The 17,406-nt window shown below is 68.5% G+C and carries 14 protein-coding genes and 1 tRNA gene; 10 read left to right on the top strand and 5 right to left on the bottom strand.

Features of this window, described 5'->3' with window-relative positions:
- Positions 1 to 106: 106 nt before the first annotated feature.
- Positions 107 to 3,379 (bottom strand): fused isobutyryl-CoA mutase/GTPase IcmF, encoded by a 3,273-nt coding sequence (gene icmF / locus ACIRRA_RS27730; RefSeq protein ID WP_402773822.1) that lies wholly within the window; start codon positions 3,377 to 3,379, stop codon positions 107 to 109.
- A gap of 141 nt (positions 3,380 to 3,520) precedes the next feature.
- Between icmF and ACIRRA_RS27725 the strand changes: the two genes are divergently transcribed.
- The 5 genes from ACIRRA_RS27725 (at position 3,521) to ACIRRA_RS27705 (ending at position 9,077) form a co-directional block, all read left to right on the top strand.
- Positions 3,521 to 5,053 carry a CoA-acylating methylmalonate-semialdehyde dehydrogenase gene (locus ACIRRA_RS27725; protein WP_402773819.1) on the top strand — a complete coding sequence of 511 codons (1,533 nt, stop codon included), beginning with the start codon at positions 3,521 to 3,523 and terminating at the stop codon, positions 5,051 to 5,053.
- 3 nt (positions 5,054 to 5,056) lie between these two features.
- Positions 5,057 to 6,196 carry an acyl-CoA dehydrogenase family protein gene (locus ACIRRA_RS27720; protein WP_402773816.1) on the top strand — a complete coding sequence of 380 codons (1,140 nt, stop codon included), beginning with the start codon at positions 5,057 to 5,059 and terminating at the stop codon, positions 6,194 to 6,196.
- Positions 6,197 to 6,267: 71 nt separating this feature from the next.
- Positions 6,268 to 7,383, top strand: coding sequence for an enoyl-CoA hydratase/isomerase family protein (locus tag ACIRRA_RS27715; RefSeq protein ID WP_402773813.1), 1,116 nt, complete (start codon positions 6,268 to 6,270; stop codon positions 7,381 to 7,383).
- Positions 7,384 to 7,401: 18 nt separating this feature from the next.
- Positions 7,402 to 8,304 (top strand): 3-hydroxyisobutyrate dehydrogenase, encoded by a 903-nt coding sequence (mmsB, locus tag ACIRRA_RS27710; protein ID WP_402773810.1) that lies wholly within the window; start codon positions 7,402 to 7,404, stop codon positions 8,302 to 8,304.
- Entirely contained in the window at positions 8,301 to 9,077 is a 777-nt protein-coding gene (locus ACIRRA_RS27705) for an enoyl-CoA hydratase (RefSeq protein WP_402773807.1), read from the top strand. The genes mmsB and ACIRRA_RS27705 overlap by 4 nt, the downstream gene beginning before the upstream one ends.
- 79 nt (positions 9,078 to 9,156) lie before the next feature.
- On the opposite strand, the gene ACIRRA_RS27700 is transcribed toward ACIRRA_RS27705, so the two are convergent.
- Positions 9,157 to 10,212 (bottom strand): hypothetical protein, encoded by a 1,056-nt coding sequence (locus tag ACIRRA_RS27700; RefSeq protein WP_402773804.1) that lies wholly within the window; start codon positions 10,210 to 10,212, stop codon positions 9,157 to 9,159.
- A gap of 76 nt (positions 10,213 to 10,288) precedes the next feature.
- Complete coding sequence (locus ACIRRA_RS27695) at positions 10,289 to 10,831, bottom strand: MarR family winged helix-turn-helix transcriptional regulator (RefSeq protein ID WP_402773801.1); 543 nt, start codon at positions 10,829 to 10,831, stop codon at positions 10,289 to 10,291.
- A 127-nt stretch (positions 10,832 to 10,958) separates the two neighbouring features.
- Between ACIRRA_RS27695 and ACIRRA_RS27690 the strand changes: the two genes are divergently transcribed.
- Positions 10,959 to 11,033, top strand: a tRNA-Cys gene (locus ACIRRA_RS27690).
- A gap of 43 nt (positions 11,034 to 11,076) precedes the next feature.
- Here ACIRRA_RS27690 and ACIRRA_RS27685 read toward each other — a convergent pair.
- Both ACIRRA_RS27685 and ACIRRA_RS27680 read right to left on the bottom strand, forming a co-directional pair.
- Entirely contained in the window at positions 11,077 to 12,483 is a 1,407-nt protein-coding gene (locus ACIRRA_RS27685; RefSeq protein ID WP_402773798.1) for a metallophosphoesterase, read from the bottom strand.
- Between the two features lie 7 nt (positions 12,484 to 12,490).
- The gene (locus tag ACIRRA_RS27680; protein WP_402773795.1) at positions 12,491 to 12,934 is read right to left on the bottom strand and encodes a hypothetical protein; all 444 of its coding nucleotides are present in this window, start codon (positions 12,932 to 12,934) and stop codon (positions 12,491 to 12,493) included.
- 181 nt (positions 12,935 to 13,115) lie between these two features.
- Between ACIRRA_RS27680 and ACIRRA_RS27675 the strand changes: the two genes are divergently transcribed.
- The 4 genes from ACIRRA_RS27675 to ACIRRA_RS27660 all read left to right on the top strand — a co-directional run bounded on the left by ACIRRA_RS27675 (position 13,116) and on the right by ACIRRA_RS27660 (position 17,322).
- On the top strand, positions 13,116 to 14,138 hold the full coding sequence (locus tag ACIRRA_RS27675; RefSeq protein WP_402773793.1) for an iron ABC transporter substrate-binding protein: 1,023 nt from the start codon (positions 13,116 to 13,118) through the stop codon (positions 14,136 to 14,138).
- 44 nt (positions 14,139 to 14,182) lie between these two features.
- On the top strand, positions 14,183 to 15,730 hold the full coding sequence (locus tag ACIRRA_RS27670) for an ABC transporter permease (protein ID WP_402774120.1): 1,548 nt from the start codon (positions 14,183 to 14,185) through the stop codon (positions 15,728 to 15,730).
- The gene (locus tag ACIRRA_RS27665) at positions 15,727 to 16,845 is read left to right on the top strand and encodes an ABC transporter ATP-binding protein (RefSeq protein ID WP_402773790.1); all 1,119 of its coding nucleotides are present in this window, start codon (positions 15,727 to 15,729) and stop codon (positions 16,843 to 16,845) included. The genes ACIRRA_RS27670 and ACIRRA_RS27665 overlap by 4 nt, the downstream gene beginning before the upstream one ends.
- Before the next feature lie 123 nt (positions 16,846 to 16,968).
- Positions 16,969 to 17,322, top strand: a complete 354-nt coding sequence (locus ACIRRA_RS27660) for a hypothetical protein (RefSeq protein ID WP_402773787.1) — start codon at positions 16,969 to 16,971, stop codon at positions 17,320 to 17,322.
- Positions 17,323 to 17,406: the final 84 nt, after the last annotated feature.

The following is a 17,406-nucleotide window of genomic DNA, read 5'->3' as shown; positions in this document are numbered from 1 at the left end:
CGAATCCAGGCGGCGGCGTCGATGACGATCATCCGTGGTCATCCGCTCTGTCGAGCTCGAAACCCTGCTCGCGCCCATCGCGGATGATGGCCTCCGGACCGGGTGCTCAGACATTGCGCCGATATTGACCGCCCACCGTGAAGAAGGTGTCCGTGACCTGCTGGAGTGTGCACACCCGCGCGGCATCCATCAGCACCTCGAAAACGTTCTCGTCGCTCGCCGCGGCCGCCGCGAGCCGGGCCAGCGCCGCCGGCGCCGCATCCCGGTGCCGATCGGTGAATTCGCGGACCCGTTGCAGCTGAGACTGCTTTTCCGCCTCGGTGCCGCGGGCCAGTTCCAGCACCCGAGGTGCTTCCTCGTGCCCGTTGCGGAAGGTATTGACCCCGATGATGGGCAGGCTGCCGTCGTGCTTGCGCCGCTCGTAGAGCATGGACTCGTCCTGGATCCGCCCGCGCTGATAGCCGGTCTCCATGGCCCCGAGCACGCCGCCGCGCTCGCTGATCCGCTCGAACTCGCGCAGCACCGCCTCCTCCACCAGATCGGTCAGCTCGTCGATGATGAAGCTGCCCTGCAGCGGGTTCTCGTTCATCGCGAGCCCCCACTCCTGGTTGATGATGAGCTGGATGGCCAGCGCCCGGCGCACCGATTCCTCGGTCGGTGTGGTGACCGCCTCGTCGTAGGCATTGGTGTGCAGGCTGTTGCAGTTGTCGTAGACCGCGATGAGCGCCTGCAGCGTGGTGCGAATGTCGTTGAAGCTCATCTCCTGTGCGTGCAGCGACCGCCCGGAGGTCTGGACGTGGTACTTCAGCTTCTGCGACCGCTCGTTGGCCCCGTACCGGTCGCGCATGGCGATCGCCCAGATCCGCCGCGCCACCCGGCCGATCACCGAGTACTCGGCGTCCATGCCATTGGAGAAGAAGAACGACAGGTTGGGCGCGAAGTCGTCGATATCCATGCCCCGCGCGAGATACGCCTCCACATAGGTGAAGCCATTGGCCAGCGTGAAGGCCAGCTGGCTGATCGGGTTCGCTCCGGCCTCGGCGATGTGATATCCGGAGATGGACACCGAGTAGAAGTTGCGAACGCCGTTGCGCACGAACCACTCCTGGATGTCGGCCATCATGCGCAGGCTGAACTCGGTGGAGAAGATGCAGGTGTTCTGGCCCTGGTCCTCCTTGAGGATGTCGGCCTGCACGGTGCCGCGCACCGTGGCCAGGGTGCGGGTGCGCAGGCCGGCCGCCTCGTCGGGGGTGGGCTCGCGGCCCTGCTCGGCCGCGAACTCCGCCACCGCCTGATCGATGGCGGCATTGAGGAAGTAGGCCAGAATCGTCGGCGCGGGACCGTTGATGGTCATGGACACCGACGTGGTGGGCGCGTCGAGGTCGAACCCGTCGTAGAGCGCCTTCATATCATCGAGGGTGGCGATGGACACCCCGGAGGTGCCGACCTTGCCGTAGATGTCCGGCCGCTCGGCCGGGTCGTGCCCGTACAGCGTGACCGAGTCGAAGGCGGTCGAAAGCCGTTTGGCCTCGGCGTGTTCGGAGAGCACCTTGAACCGTCGGTTGGTGCGGAAGGCATCGCCCTCGCCCGCGAACATGCGCGCCGGATCCTCGTTGTCCCGCTTGAACGGGAACACCCCGGCGGTGAACGGGAAGCGTCCCGGCAGGTTCTCCGACCGCAGGAACCGCAGCAGCTCACCGTGATCGGTGAAGCGGGGGAGCGCCACCCGGGGAATCGAGCTGCCGGACAGTGTCTCCCGGCGCAGCGCGGTCCGCAGCTCCCGATCGCGGACCCGCACGACCTGTTCGTCGCCCCGATACGATTCCGCGACTGCGGGCCATTCCGCCAGCAGCGCGGCGGTTTCCGGTGTCTGGTCGGCGCGCGCCTGCGCGAGCAGCTCGCGCAGGACCGCCCCGGCAGTATCCGACGCGACCGCATCGGACGCGACCGCATCGCCGGTGGCCGGGGGTGCACCGCCTCCCGGCAGCTCGGCGAGCACCTGCTCCAGGCGCTGGACGCGTCGCGCCGCATCCATCTCGCGCGCGGTCCCGGCGTGGTAATCCCTTACGGCTTCCGCGATTTCGGCCAGATAGCGCACGCGGGCGGGGGGAATGATCTGGGCGAAGCGGGTGGAGGTTCGGGTGGCCACGCGCGGCAGCGCGCCTTCCTGTAGCGGCAGCCCCCGCTCGGCGAGCAGGCCGCCCAGGTGCTGGTAGAGCGCCGTCACCCCGTCATCGTTGAACGTCGCCGCGCTGGTGCCGAAGACCGGCATGTCCTCGGGCGTCGCGTGGAACTCCTCCCGATTCCGCACCAGCTGCCGCGACACATCGCGCAGCGCGTCCTCGGCCCCGCGCCGCTCGAACTTGTTGATGGCCACCACATCCGCGTAATCGAGCATGTCGATCTTCTCGAGCTGGGAGGCCGCGCCGAACTCCGGCGTCATCACATACAGCGACACGTCCACGTGCTCGGCGATGGCCGCATCACCCTGGCCGATGCCTGGCGTCTCCAGGATCACCAGATCGAATCCCGCCGCCTTGCAGGCGATCACCATGGTGTCGATATCGTGCGGCAGTTCCCGCTCACCCCGGGTGGCCAGCGACCGGAAGTAGACGCGTTCGCCGTCGAGAGCGTTCATCCGGATCCGGTCGCCCAGCAGCGCACCCCCGCCGCGCCGCCGGGTCGGGTCCACCGCCAGTACCGCGACGCGCAGCTTGTCCTGCTGATCCGTACGCAACCGCCGCACGAGTTCGTCTGTGAGAGAGGACTTTCCGGATCCTCCGGTGCCGGTGATGCCCAGCGCCGGCACGTGCCGCCCGGCGGCCGCGGCCGTCAGCGCCGCACGGTCCGCTTCCGGTAGCGTCCCCTGCTGCAGGCAGGTGAGGGTCCGCGCCAGCGCCGCCCGATCCCCGCTCAGCACTGCCTCCACCGACGCGGGCGTGTGCGAAAGGTCCACGTCGCAAGCCGAAATCAGGCGATTGATCATCCCGGGCAGCCCGAGCCGCTGCCCGTCTTCCGGCGAGAAGATGGTCACCCCGGACTCGGCCAGCCGCGCGATCTCCTCGGGAATGATCACCCCGCCGCCCCCGCCGAAGATCTTCACGTGCTCGGCCCCGGCCTCTTTCAAGGCCTGCGCCAGGTACTCGAAGTACTCGATGTGCCCGCCCTGATACGAGCTGACCGCGACGCCCTGCACGTCCTCGGTGACGGCCGCGTCCACGACTTCGCGCACGGCCCGGTTGTGCCCCAGATGAATCACCTCGGCTCCCTGGGCCTGCAGAATTCTTCGCATGATGTTGATGGCCGCGTCATGGCCGTCGAACAGCGCCGCTGCGGTTACGAACCGCACTGGATGAACCGGGACATGCAGATCGGGCATGCGGTTGCTCCAACTCTCGGAGGCTCTCTAGGTGCTGTGAATTATCCCACAGCCAATACTTGGATGTCCAACTATAGGATCGCCACAGACCGCGCAATCGGCGCGCAAGCATCGAGACAGGCTGAGATTTTGGAGATTGGCATGGTCCGCGAACTGACTCACCTCATCGGCGGTAAGCACGTCCCGGGAACTTCGGGCAACTTCGGCGATGTGTTCAACCCCAGCACCGGACAGGTTCAGGCGCGGGTGCCGCTGGCGAGCAAGAGTGAGGTCGAGGCGGTCATCGCGAATGCCGCCGCCGCGCAGCCGGCCTGGGCCGCCATGAACCCGCAGAAGCGGGCCCGGATCCTCATGAAGTTCCTGACCCTGGTGCAGGGCGAGATGGACTCGCTTGCCGCACTGCTCTCCAGCGAGCACGGCAAGACCATCGCCGACGCCAAGGGCGACATCCAGCGCGGGCTCGAGGTCATCGAATTCGCCGTCGGCATCCCGCACCTGCTCAAGGGCGAGTACACCGAGAGTGCCGGCACCGGCATCGACGTGTACTCCATGCGGCAGCCGTTGGGCGTGGTCGCGGGCATCACCCCGTTCAACTTCCCGGCCATGATCCCGCTGTGGAAGGCGGGACCGGCGCTGGCCTGCGGTAATGCCTTCGTGCTCAAGCCCTCCGAGCGCGACCCCTCGGTGCCGCTGCGCCTGGCCGAGCTGTTCCTCGAGGCAGGGCTGCCCGCGGGCATCTTCAATGTGGTCAACGGCGACAAGGAAGCCGTCGACACGCTGCTGCACGACGAGCGCATCAAGGCCGTCGGCTTCGTCGGCTCCACCCCGATCGCGCAGTACATCTACGAGACGGCCTCCGCCAACGGCAAGCGCGCCCAGTGCTTCGGCGGCGCCAAGAACCACGCCATCGTGATGCCGGACGCCGACCTCGACGATGTGGCAGACCAGCTCATCGGCGCGGGCTACGGCTCCGCGGGCGAGCGCTGCATGGCCATCTCGGTCGCCGTGCCGGTGGGCGAGGAGACCGCGGATCGCCTGCGCGCCAAGCTCATCGAGCGCATCAACAAACTCAATGTCGGCGTCTCCGACGACCCGGGCGCAGACTTCGGCCCGCTGGTCGGCCGCGACGGCGTGGACCGGGTGAACAACTACGTCCAGATCGGCGTCGACGAGGGCGCGGAACTGGTGATCGACGGACGCGGACTGGTGGTCGAGGGCGGCGAGGACGGATTCTTCGCGGGCGCTTCACTGTTCGACCGCGTCACCCCGGAGATGCGGATCTACAAGGAAGAGATCTTCGGCCCGGTGCTGGCCCTGGTGCGCGCCAAGGACTACGAAGAGGCGCTGCGCCTGCCCAACGAGCACGAATACGGCAATGGCGTCGCCATTTTCACCCGCGACGGCGATACCGCCCGCGACTTCGCCGCCCGCGTGCAGGTCGGCATGGTCGGCATCAACGTGCCGATCCCGGTGCCGATCGCGTACCACACCTTCGGCGGCTGGAAGCGCTCCGGCTTCGGCGACCTCAACCAGCACGGCCCGGACTCGATCCGCTTCTACACCAAGACCAAGACGGTGACGCAGCGCTGGCCTTCGGGTCGAAAGGAGGCTGCGCTTTCGGGCAGCTCCGCAAGCTCCGCCGCCAACGCCTTCGTCATCCCGACCATGGACTGACGCATGTTCGTACTTGACGAGGACGAGAAGGCGATCGTCGAGACCGCCCGCTCCTTCGCCGACGAGCTGCTCGCGCCCAATGCCCTGGAATGGGACGAGCGCAAGCACTTCCCGGTGGACGTGCTGCGCAAGGCGGGCTCGCTCGGCCTGGGCGGCATCTACGTGCGCGAGGACGTGGGCGGCTCGGAGCTGCGGCGGCTGGACGCCGTGCGCATCTTCGAGCAGCTGGCCACCGGCTGCCCGGCCGTGGCCGCCTACATTTCCATCCACAATATGGCCACGTGGATGATCGACACGTACGGCGATGAGGCGCAACGCAATCGGTGGCTGCCGGGGCTGAGCTCCATGGACCTGCTGGCGTCGTACGCACTGACCGAGCCGGGCGTCGGCTCCGACGCGGCGGCGCTGAGTACCAAGGCCGTCCGTGACGGTGACGATTACCTGCTCACCGGTGTCAAGCAATTCATCTCCGGCGCGGGCAGCACCGACGTGTACGTGATCATGGCGCGCACCGGACACGAAGGGGCGCGCGGGATCTCGGCGTTCATCGTCCCGGCCGATACGCCCGGGCTGTCCTTCGGGGCCAACGAGAAGAAGATGGGCTGGAACGCGCAGCCCACCCGGCAGGTCATTCTCGACAATGCCCGGATCCCGGCGGCCAACCTGCTGGGCGCGGAGGGCAACGGCTTCCGCATCGCCATGAACGGCCTCAATGGCGGGCGGCTCAACATCGCCGCCTGCTCGATGGGCGGGGCGCAGGCCGCCCTCGACCGGACCGTCGCCTATATGGCCCAACGCAAGGCTTTCGGCTCGCGGCTGCTGGACAACACCGCCCTGCAATTCGAGCTGGCGGATATGCGCACCTCGCTGGAGGCCGCCCGCACCCTGCTGTGGCGGGCCGCGGCCGCCCTGGACGCCGACGCCCCCGACAAGGTGGAGCTGTGCGCCATGGCCAAGCGGTTCGCCACCGACGCCGGGTTCGAGGTGGCCAACAAGGCCCTGCAACTGCACGGTGGCTACGGTTACCTGGCCGAATACGGCATCGAGAAGATCGTCCGCGACCTGCGGGTGCATCAGATTCTCGAGGGCACGAACGAAATCATGCGGGTGGTCGTCGCCCGCTCGGTGGTAGGGGCGGCGTGAACGGTCAGGGCTCGGAGGCGGCAGCCTGCGTAACCACGGAGGGCCCCCGTTCGCGCCAGAAAGGACACAGCATGAGTGCTGAGGCATCGAAAAGCACGGTGCACGAACCCGAGGTGTTGATCGAGCAGCGCGACGGCCTCGGCCTGATCACGCTCAACCGGCCCCGGGCCATCAATGCGCTCAATCACCCGATGGCGCTGACCATCCTGGACGCGCTGCGGGCCTGGGCGGACGACGACGAGGTGCGCGCGGTGGTGCTCACCGGTGCGGGCGAGCGCGGGCTGTGCGCGGGTGGTGACATCGTCGCCATCCACAATGACGCCAAGCACGCTGTGGCCCAGGGCGATTCGCCGGCGGTGGCCGCGGATTCCCCGAGCGGCACGTTCTGGCGCGACGAGTACGTCCTCAATGCCCTCATCGGCCGCTATCCGAAGCCGTATGTCGCGGTCATGGACGGCATCGTCATGGGCGGCGGCGTCGGCCTTTCCGGGCACGCCTCGCACCGCATCGTGACCGAGCGGTCCATGGTCGGCATGCCCGAGACCGGCATCGGCTTCATCCCGGACGTCGGTGGCACCTACCTGCTGGCGCACGCGCCCGGCGAGATCGGCACCCATGTCGCGCTCACCACCGCGCGCATGTCCGCCGGCGACGCCATCGCGGCCGGGTTCGCCGACTATTTCGTTCCGTCGGAACACATTCCGGCGCTGCTGGACGCGCTGACCACCGCCGAGGTCGACGTGGCCATCGCCAAGTTCGCACAGCCCGCACCGGTCTCGGAGTTCGTGGCACAGCAGGAGTGGATCGACTCCTGCTACAGCGCGGACACCGTCGAGGAGATCGTGCACCGGCTGCAGCTCGACGGCCGGGCCGAGGCCGCCGAGGCCGCCGCCGACGTGCTGTCGAAATCGCCGGTGGCGCTGAAGGTCACGCTGCGTTCGCTGCGCGACGCGCGCTCGGCTGCCGACCTCGAGACGGCGCTGAACCAGGAGTATCGGGTCTCCGTCGCCTCCCTGAACACCCACGACCTGGTGGAGGGCATCCGCGCCCAGGTCATCGACAAGGACCGCAACCCGCAGTGGTCGCCCGCCACCCTGGCGGACGTCACCGACGCCGACGTGGACGCCTACTTCGGCGCGCTCGGCGATCGCGAATTGGGTTTGGCCGCACCTGTTTCAGGCGAATAGAGCATTGAAGGACGAGCAATGAGCAACAACACCAAGGTCGGGTTCCTGGGGCTGGGCCACATGGGTGGACCCATGGCCGCCAACCTGGTCGAGGCCGGATACGACGTCCTCGCCTTCGACCCGGTGCCCGCCGCACAGGATCAGGCCCGCCAGGACGGGGCGACCGTGGTCGCCACTGCCGCGGAAGCGGTTTCGGCCTCCGACATCGTGATCACCATGCTGCCCAACGGCCGCATCGTGCTCGACCTCTACGCCGAGATCCTCCCGGCCGCCAAGCCGGGCACCCTGTTCGTCGACTGTTCCACCATCGACGTCGCCGATGCCAAGCAGGCCGCGGAGCTCGCTGCGGCCGCGGGACATCGGGCACTGGACGCCCCGGTCTCCGGCGGTGTGGCGGGTGCGGCGGCGGGCACCCTCACCTTCATGGTGGGCGGCGCGGAGTCCGACTTCGCCGACGCGCTGCCGCTGCTGGAGGTCATGGGCGGCAAGGTCGTGCACTGCGGCGGCGCGGGCGTGGGTCAGGCCGCCAAGATCTGCAACAACATGCTGCTGGGCATTTCCATGATCGGCCTCTCGGAAGCCATTGTGCTGGGCGAGAAGCTGGGGCTCACCCACGACAAGTTCTTCGACGTGGTGTCCACCGCCTCGGGGCAGTCGTGGGCGCTGACCTCCTACTGCCCGGTGCCCGGGCCGGTTCCGGCCAGCCCGGCCAACAATGACTACCAGCCCGGCTTCGCGACCGCGCTCATGTCGAAGGATCTGGGTCTCGCGGCGAACGCGCTGCGGGCCAATGGCGTCGACGGGCAGATCGGGCAGCTGGCGGCGGAGATCTACAGCCGCTTCAACCAGGACGAAGCGGGTAAGGACTTCTCGGCTATCGTCACCGATATCCGCAAGCGATCCGAGGGAGAGACGGCGTGACAGACTTCGAGACCATTCTGCTGGAGCGCAAGGGGCGCGTCGCCCTCATCACGCTGAACCGGCCGAAGGCCCTCAACGCGCTGAACTCGCAGGTCCTGGCCGACATTTCGGCCGCCCTCGACGAGCTGGAGAATGACAACGAGGTCGGCGCGGTCGTGCTGACCGGGTCCGACCGGGCCTTCGCGGCCGGCGCGGACATCAAGGAGATGCAGTCCAAGTCCTATATGGACATGTTCCTGACCGACCACTTCGCCGGTTGGGACCGACTGGTCGCGTTCCGTAAGCCCATCATCGCCGCGGTCGCCGGCTACGCCCTCGGCGGCGGCTGCGAACTCGCCATGATGTGCGACATCCTGCTCGCCGCCGACACCGCCAAGTTCGGGCAGCCCGAGATCAAGCTCGGCGTCATCCCCGGCATGGGCGGCTCCCAGCGCCTCACCCGCGCCGTCGGCAAGGCCAAGGCCATGGACCTCATCCTCACCGGCCGCAATATGGACGCCGCGGAAGCCGAACGCGCGGGCCTGGTCTCGCGCATCGTCCCCGCCGCCGACCTCGTCGCCACCGCCATGGAGGTCGCCGAGACCATCGCCTCGATGTCGCTGCCGTCGGTCATGATCGCCAAGGAAGCGGTCGACCGCGCCTTCGAAACCACCCTCACCGAGGGCCTGCGCTTCGAACGCCGCGTCTTCCACTCGCTCTTCGCGACCGAGGACCAGAAGGAAGGCATGACCGCCTTCGTCGAGAAGCGCCCGGCGAACTTCACCAACCGGTGAGTGAATTCCATTACTGCTGAATGGGGTTCGGGGACCAGGTCCCCGAACCCCATTCGCTGTCAGCCGTGAATGGTTGCGGTCAGCCGTGTTTCGGCGGGCCGACGACCTCTACGGTCGGGGGCTTGCCGTCGGTGTGGTCGCCGCCGTCGCGGTTCATGGCCAACGCGCCGACGATGGTGCCGCCCAGCGTGGCGGTAACCGCCACTGCCGCAACGAGTTTGCGGCGGGATACGGGGGAGGTGGCGGGGGCCTCGTGAGAGGTGGCGGCCGGGGTCAGGTGCACGCTGCGGATGCTGCGGGCCGACGGCCGCTCGGCGGCCAGCAGGACCGCGCCGCGGGTGGAGACGAATTCGGGTTCGGGATCGTAGATGAGCGGGTAGCCCAGCTGCTGTTTCAGCTCGTCCCGGATGCTCTTGTTACGGGTACAGCCGCCCAGTAGCGCCATCCCGGTGGGCTGGATGCCGGTCTCGTCGATCATGTGGCGGACGAAGGACGCCGAGTGATGAATGCCCGCTTCCACCAGTTCGGCGAAATCACTGCGGGTGACCACGGTGCGCTGCCCGGTGATCGGGTCGCAGACGGCCAGGACGCGCTCGGAGGCCAGCGCCTCCTTCTGGCGGCGGGTGGTGGCCAGATCCACGGTGACCCCGGCGCGGGTGAGCAGCCAGCGCAGCAGGGCGTCATGGCCGTCGCCGCCCAGGACGGTGCTGCGCTTGGTGGCGAGGACGGCATCGTTGCGGCAGTCGATCTGGGTGAGGGTCAGTCCCGACGCGCCCAGGTCGTAGAGCAGAACCGAACCCTCGCTGGGTAGCTTCCGGGTGAATCGGAGATATCGGAGCTGGGCCACCGGCTCATCGATGACCGTGAGGCGGTTGCGGCCCGCGGCGGTGCGGATGGCCTCGGCTTGGGAGGCCGAGCGGCAGGTCACGGCGATGCCAGTAATGAATTCATCGCGCTCGGCGGCCGATGTGCGCATCTGCTGGATGGCCTCGAAGACGGGGTCCTCCATCCCGCGATCGCCGGTCCGGCGCTGGACCTTGCAGCGGTCGATGGGAGGCAGGTGGGGCTGGTCGGAATGGGTGAGCATGGCGCGTGCGCCAGCAGCGCCCGCCGACACCCCGAGGACCAGCACCATGGCCTCAATGGTGAACCTTTTGCGAGCCGAATCCAAGACTATGACGCAGGAAATTGGCTGCTGGGTCGCTGACCGGTTACTGACCCGCCCATCGTGTCGGCGTACTACCCGGATCGAAGTCGCCTGCGCTCTGCCGGAACTCGGACAGCAATTGCAGCAGCAATTGCAAGCGTTCCGGCGGCAGTCCGGCCTCGGCGAAAACTCGCCGGTTCAGCTCGGTGGTGGCCCTGGCCACCAGTTCTCTTCCGGCATCGGTGATTTCGATCAGCGTCGCCCGCCGGTCACTGGGATGCGGCACACGTTTCACCAAGTGCGCCGCCTCCAGCCGATCCACGGTGTTGGTGACGGAGGTGGGGTGCACCTGCAGGCGGGCGCTGGCCACCGCCATCGGCAGCGCGCCGGTTTTGCTGAAACTCAGCAGCATCAGTAACTCGTACCGAGAAAAGGTCAAACCGGATGGCCGCAGGGCTTCGTCCACCCGCGCCATGACGATTTGCTGCGCCCGCACCAGCGAAGTCACCGCCGCCATTCCGTCGGCCATGTCCCCCCAGCCGTGCTCGATCCACTGACGGTGCGCCTCCTCGATCGGGTCGAGTGGCAGTGGACGTGGTCGAGACATGACCCGATCATCGCACGTCGCGAACGGGTTGGTCGCAGCGCCGAGCCGATTCGCGGGGCGCATAGAAATCACGGTGATTCAAAACCTCGGCCGCAGGCCCGATTCGCCGCACTATTGGGTACACCCTGCGGCTGTGTCCGAGTTGGTCAGGAGCAGGCCTGCAAAGCCTGTCACACGGGTTCGAGTCCCGTCGGTCGCTCCATCGGAGAACGCCTCCCGTGCGAACACGGGAGGCGTTCTCGCATTCAGCTCGCGGTCACGCCGGAAAGATCGCGCGACACCACGAAATTGCGGTCGGCGGTCGTGCCCAGCGTGTATTCGGGCAGCAGACCGAAGTATTCGCCCCGCGACCGCGTACTCCAGCGCCGCGCGGCCTCGGTGCGGGTCTTGTAGAAATTCAGCATGTAGCCGCCCTCGTAGAGGCGCAGCAGCGTGTAACCGCCCGGATATTCCTTGACCGCCGCCACTTCCAGGAATTCGACCGGAATGGGCAGATCGGGCCGGGTGCGGCGGTTGCGGTGGGTGTGCCCGGCATGGTGTAGGAAGACGCCGGGCGCCGAGCGGTAGATCGATTGCAGCTCGGCGGCATTCGCGGCATCGAGAATGAAGCTCCGTCCGGCCAGATTGGACCAGCCGGACTCGCTGGTGACCGGGTGATGGCCGAAAACGAGTGTGGGACGGTCCGGGTCGCCGGTGAGCCGGTCGCGCAGCTCGTCGAGCTGTGACCGGTCCACGGTGCCGCCAGGGGCGTCGAGCTCGGTGGTGTCCAGGGCGATCAGGCGCAGCTCGCCGACCTCGAAGGCCGCCAATTGCTGTCGGGCGGTGAAGGAATCACCCCAGCAGTCGTGGTGGTCCAGGTATTGGCTGCAGTCCGTGTAGTCCGAGCCCAGGTGCGGGCGGTCGTGGTTGCCGCGGGCGGCGAACCAGTCCCGGCCCGGCGCACCCCAGTTCGCGAGGTGGGTGTGGACGGCGCGCACCTGGTCCGGGGTGGCCTCGGCGGTGAGGTCACCGGCGAGCAGCAGATGGTCGACGGCGCGATCGGGCCGGTGCATATCGTCGAGCAGCGCGGTCAGCATGACCTCGGGATACGGTGCGAGACCGGGCTCCTGGCGCACGCCGGGCGGCAGGCCCGCGGTGATGAGCCCGCTGACCTCCTCGCCGAAGTGAATGTCATTGGACAGGGCGAGGGTTCGCAGCAGCCGGCCCGGCGGCGGCACCAGCGTGGTGAAGACCCCCTGCGCCTCCGGCGTATTCGGCAGGCGGGTGGCGACATTCGGCGCGGGCGCGGCCACGATGCCCTGCGAGCGCGCCTCGAACCGATAGGCGCGCCCGGGCTCGAGCCCGGTGACCTCGGCGTAGTGATAGGCGGTCGGCTGTGGGTCGCCGAAGACCAGCCGCAGCCCGCTCCCGTCGGAGGGAGCGAGCCAGACCTCGCTTTCGGTCTCCACCGGAAGGGGGTTGCCGTCCGCGTCCGGGCCCAGCGTCGTCCAGGTGAACACGGCCGACCGCTCGGTAATGGTGACGACCTCGAGATCGGTCGCCACCAGCGAACCCGGCTGTGCCCGAGCCGGACTCGGCGCAGCCAGCGGCAGGGCCGCGGCCGCCGCCAGCAGGCCCAGCAGCTGCCGCCGGTTCGGGCCGCAGCAGCTCATGACCGTCCTACTTCGCGTCGGTGGAACAGACCTTCCATACGCCGTCTTCCTTGCGCAGGTGTTCATCGGTGGAACGCTTGCTGTCGGCGGTGCCGGGCAGGGTGAGGGTGCCCAGGGTGACAGCCGTGGCGTGGTCGCCGGTGATGGTGATGCCCTGCACCGAATCGACCTTCATGGAGATCTTGCCCTGGTCCATGGCCTTCTTCTGGGCTTCGGGCAGCGCGTCGTACTGGGCGCGGTCGCCGGCGCAGGTCTTGCCGACGGCCTGCGACGCGCCCCCGGCGGAGAGCGCGTCGTAGAAATCGCGCACCGCGGTCTCGACGCGCTTGTCGTCGCTGGGTCCGGAGTCCTTGCCGTTCAACGTTACCGCGGCGGCGATGCCACCTCCCACGAGCACCACGGCGGCCACGCCGAGTCCGATGGTCAAGGGGGTACGCCGCTGCAAGCTCATCGAGATCCTTCGACTCCGGGCCGATCTTCGGTTGCTGTCCGTCCGGGGCCGTACCCCGGAACGCACGCAGACTACAGCGATTCCGTGTCGATCGGTGGGGTGGCATTTGAACCCGCGACATGGGACGGTACGTTGGTTAGGCAAACCTCATAGGCGAGGCTGGGCAAGGGAAAGGACGGTCATGACGGCGGCTCGATGGAAACTGGTGTCCGGTGCACTGGCGGCGATCGCGGTGCTCGGCGCGACCACTGCCTGCTCCAGCTCGTCCAAGAACGACAACGAGATCCTGGTCTACAACGCGCAACACGAATCCCTCACCAAGGAGTGGGTGGACGCGTTCACCAAGGACACCGGCATCAAGGTGACCCTCCGCAACGGCGGTGACACCGATCTCGGCAACCAGATCGTGGCCGAGGGCAAGAACTCGCCCGCCGACGTCTTCCTCACCGAGAACTCCCCGGCCATGGCGCTGGTCGAGAACGCCGGCCTGTTCTCCGATGTCGACAAGGACACCCTGGCGCAGGTGCCGGACCAGTTCCGCCCCTCCACTGGCAAGTGGACCGGAATCGCCGCGCGCTCTACCGTTTTCGTCTACAACACCGCCAAGCTCCCGGCCGACCAGCTGCCCAAGTCGCTGCTGGATCTGCAGCAGCCGCAGTGGAAGGGCCGCTGGAGCGGCGCCGCCTCCGGCGCGGACTTCCAGGCCATCGTCGCCGCCCTGCTCGCCCAGAAGGGCGAGGAAGCCACCAAGGCGTGGCTGAAGGGCATGAAGGACAACGCGGTCATCTCGCAGAACAACACCACCGTCATGAAGGGCGCCAACTCCGGCCAGTTCGAGGGCGGCGTGATCTACCACTACTACTGGTACCGCGACCAGGCCAAGACCAAGGAGAACAGCGGCAACACCCAGCTGTTCTACTTCAAGAACCAGGACCCGGGCGCCTTCGTCTCCCTTTCCGGTGGCGGCGTGCTGAAGTCGAGCAAGAAGCAGGCCAACGCCCAGAAGTTCCTGAACTTCATCACCTCCAAGCAGGGCCAGGAGGTGCTGCGCGACGGTGACTCCATGGAGTACCCGGTGGCCTCCGACGTCGCTGCCAACCCGGCGCTGCCGCCGCTGGCCTCGCTGGACGCGCCCAAGATCGACCCGAGCAAGCTGGACGCCAAGAAGGTCACGCAGCTCATGACCGAGGCGGGTCTGCTCTAACCGTGGCTGTTCGGACCGCTGTACCCACCCGGGCCGCGAAGGACCTGCCCAGCAAGGTCTCTCTGGCGACGGCCATCCGGCCCGGTGCGATCGTCACGATCGCCGCCCTGCTCATGGTGGCGGCCACCTTCGTGCCGCTGGGGTACATCGTGTCCACCCTGGTCTCGACCGGATGGCACCAGACCGCACAGCTGGTGTTCCGCCCGCGCGTGGCCGAATTGCTGCGTAACACCGCTGAACTGGTGGTGCTGACCGTGCCGATCTGCGTGGCACTGGGCATCGGCCTGGCCTGGATCGTGGAACGCACCGACGTGCCGGGCGCGGCCTGGTGGGGCCCTATCTTCGCGGCCCCTCTCGCGGTTCCGGCCTTCGTCAACAGCTACGGCTGGGTCAGCGCCATCCCCTCGCTGCATGGGCTCTGGGCGGGCGTGCTCGTCTCGACGGTCTCGTACTTCCCGCTGGTGTACCTCCCGGCGGCGGCCACCCTGCGGCGGCTGGATCCCGCCGTGGAGGAATCGGCCCGGGCCCTCGGCTCCGGGCCGGTCGCCGTCTTCGCACGCATCGTGCTGCCGCAGCTGCGGCTGGCGATTCTCGGTGGCGGACTGCTGATCTCGCTGCACCTGCTGGCCGAGTACGGCGCCTTCGCCATGATCCGGTTCGACACCTTCACCACCGCCATCTTCCAGCAGTACCAGTCCAGCTTCGCGGGCGCGGCGGGTAGCACGCTCTCGGGCGTCCTGGTGGTGCTGTGCCTGGTGCTGCTGGCCGGTGAGGCCACCGTGCGCGGCCGGGCCCGCTACGCCCGGATCGGCGGCGGCGCGCAGCGGGGCGCGAACCGGATTCGCCTGGGACTGACCAAGATTCCCGTGTTCGCGCTGCTGGCCGCCGCGCTGGCGGCGACGCTGGGCGTGCCGCTGTGGACCATCGGACGGTGGCTGAAGATCGGTGGCTCGGCGGTGTGGAACACCACCGATATCGGCGAATCCCTCGGTCAGACCATCGGTCTGGCCGCCACCGCAGCGGTGATCACCACCCTGTGCGCCTTCCCGGTGGCCTGGGTCGCGGTGCGCTCCACCTCGCGGTTCGCGCGAATCATCGAGGGGGCCAACTACATCACCAGTTCGCTGCCGGGCATCGTGATCGCGCTGGCGCTGGTGACCGTGTCGATTCGCTGGCTGCCCGCGCTCTATCAGACGGCGGCCACCATCCTGGCCGCCTACACGCTCATGTTCCTGCCGCGCGCGCTGGTGAGCGTGCGCGCCGGGCTGGCGCAGGTACCGGTGGGGCTGGAGGAGGCCTCGCAGGCGCTGGGAAAGTCCCCGGCCGCCACCTTCTTCCGCGTCACCCTGCGGCTCACCGCGCCCGCGGCGGCCGCGGCGGCGGCCATGGTGTTCGTGGCCGTGGCCACCGAGCTGACCGCCACCCTGCTACTGGCCCCCAACGGCACCAACACCCTCGCCATGCAGTTCTGGCAGCTGTCGGGCGAATTGGACTACGCGGCCGCCGCGCCGTACGCGCTGATCATGATCATCGTGTCGGTGCCGGTCACCTATCTGCTGTTCACCCAATCCAGGAAGGCGGCGGGACTGTGAGTCGTCTTGTCGTAGACCAGGTTCGCAAGACCTTCGGACCGGCGCCGGTGCTCGACGGCATCAGCCTCGACGTCGCCGACGGCAGCGCCACGGCGGTGGTCGGATCCTCCGGATGCGGCAAGACCACGCTGCTGCGGGTGATCGCCGGATTCGAGAACCCGGACGCCGGAACCGTGTCCGTCGGCGGGGAAACCATTACCCGCCAAGGCTTCTCGGTGCCGTCGCACCGGCGACGAATCGGCTATGTGGCGCAGGACGGGGCGCTGTTCCCACACCTGACCGTGGGGCAGAACATCGCCTACGGGCTCGGCGGGGGACTGGGCGCGCGGCGCAAGCACCGGCAGCACGTCGCCGAACTGCTCGACATGGTCTCGCTCGACCCGTCCTACGCGGACCGGCGGCCGCATCAGCTCTCCGGCGGTCAGCAGCAGCGCGTCGCCCTGGCCCGCGCCCTGGCCCGCAAACCCGACCTCATGCTGCTGGACGAGCCCTTCAGCGCCCTGGACACCGGACTCCGCGCCGCCACCCGGCAGGCCGTCGCCGAGACCCTGCGCGCCGCGGGCATGACCAGCATCCTGGTCACCCACGATCAGGAGGAGGCGCTGTCCTTCGCCGACCAGGTCGCGGTCATGTGCTCGGGACGGTTCACCCAGGTCGGCACGCCGGAGCAGGTGTACGCGGCCCCCGCGGACCTGTTCACGGCCGGATTCCTCGGCGACACAGTGCTTCTCGACGCCACCATCGGCACGGAGACCGCACAGACCGTGCTCGGCCGGATCCCCGTGCAGGTGAACGCGCCGACCGGTGCGGGCGCGATCATGATGCGGCCCGAACAGCTGCTGGCCCGCGCGGCCACCGACGGCCACACCGGCTGCGCCACCGTACGCGCCCTCGAATTCCGGGGTGCGGATGTCCTGCTCACCCTCGACCTCGACGGCTGCCCCGAACCCATCCAGGTGCGCCGGGTGAGCGTGGACGCGCCCGCGGTCGGCGACCGGGTCGAGCTCGAAGTCCTCGGCGCGGCAGTCGCTTTCACCTCCGAGCAGTGCGCCGCCGCGGGCCGGACACCCGGCGCGGCCGCCGTGAGCCGGGCCGGCGCGGTCTCCGCGGTCTGAGCCGTCGGCCCGTCCGGCCGGGCGGAATGCGACCGATCGGACCGGGGAGTCCCTATAGTGGCGCGGAGGCCGAATCGTCGGCCGCAGAGGCGAACTGCCTCAGCCCGTCCCGAAGGAGACCCGGTGCGCCGCACGCTGCTCGTCACATCCGCTCTCGCCGCCGCGTGCGCCCTGGCACCGCTCGCCGCCGCGGAACCGCCCGCCGATCCCGCACTGAAGGTGCAGGCGGTGTACGGCCCCGAGCAGTTCCCCATGGCGGGCGTGGCCGCCGACATCGCGCCCTGCGGCGGCGGCGCGAATGTGGCGACTCTCACCACCGGCGCAGACGGCACGGCCGTCTACAACGGAGCAGCCGGCTGCTACCGGGTTCAGGTCAGCGCCCCGATCGGCTGTGCGCTGGACAGTGATTCGGCCGTTCAGGTCACCTCGGCGACGGGCGTCACCCCGCTGGCAACCTTCCGTTTCCGCTGCGCCTGACGGTGTCTCGGGCCCGCTCCCGGCCCGCCCGCGGACTGTGACCGACTCCACTTCTCAGAATTCCCACATACCGCAGCTGTTAAT

This window comes from Nocardia sp. NPDC101769 (assembly GCF_044766925.1).
GTDB lineage: Bacteria > Actinomycetota > Actinomycetes > Mycobacteriales > Mycobacteriaceae > Nocardia.
Note: the sequence above shows the minus strand (reverse complement) of the source record. Positions and strands in the feature narration are given on the sequence as shown.

What these genes read in the sequence shown, in the direction of transcription:
- ACIRRA_RS27680 (WP_402773795.1), bottom strand. Translation starts at nt 12,934, where the DNA reads ATGAGCTTGCAGCGGCGTACCCCCTTGACCATCGGACTCGGCGTGGCC.
- icmF (WP_402773822.1), bottom strand. Translation starts at nt 3,379, where the DNA reads ATGCCCGATCTGCATGTCCCGGTTCATCCAGTGCGGTTCGTAACCGCA.
- mmsB (WP_402773810.1), top strand. Translation starts at nt 7,402, where the DNA reads ATGAGCAACAACACCAAGGTCGGGTTCCTGGGGCTGGGCCACATGGGT.
- ACIRRA_RS27720 (WP_402773816.1), top strand. Translation starts at nt 5,057, where the DNA reads ATGTTCGTACTTGACGAGGACGAGAAGGCGATCGTCGAGACCGCCCGC.
- ACIRRA_RS27715 (WP_402773813.1), top strand. Translation starts at nt 6,268, where the DNA reads ATGAGTGCTGAGGCATCGAAAAGCACGGTGCACGAACCCGAGGTGTTG.
- ACIRRA_RS27695 (WP_402773801.1), bottom strand. Translation starts at nt 10,831, where the DNA reads ATGTCTCGACCACGTCCACTGCCACTCGACCCGATCGAGGAGGCGCAC.
- ACIRRA_RS27675 (WP_402773793.1), top strand. Translation starts at nt 13,116, where the DNA reads ATGACGGCGGCTCGATGGAAACTGGTGTCCGGTGCACTGGCGGCGATC.
- ACIRRA_RS27725 (WP_402773819.1), top strand. Translation starts at nt 3,521, where the DNA reads ATGGTCCGCGAACTGACTCACCTCATCGGCGGTAAGCACGTCCCGGGA.
- ACIRRA_RS27700 (WP_402773804.1), bottom strand. Translation starts at nt 10,212, where the DNA reads ATGGTGCTGGTCCTCGGGGTGTCGGCGGGCGCTGCTGGCGCACGCGCC.
- ACIRRA_RS27685 (WP_402773798.1), bottom strand. Translation starts at nt 12,483, where the DNA reads ATGAGCTGCTGCGGCCCGAACCGGCGGCAGCTGCTGGGCCTGCTGGCG.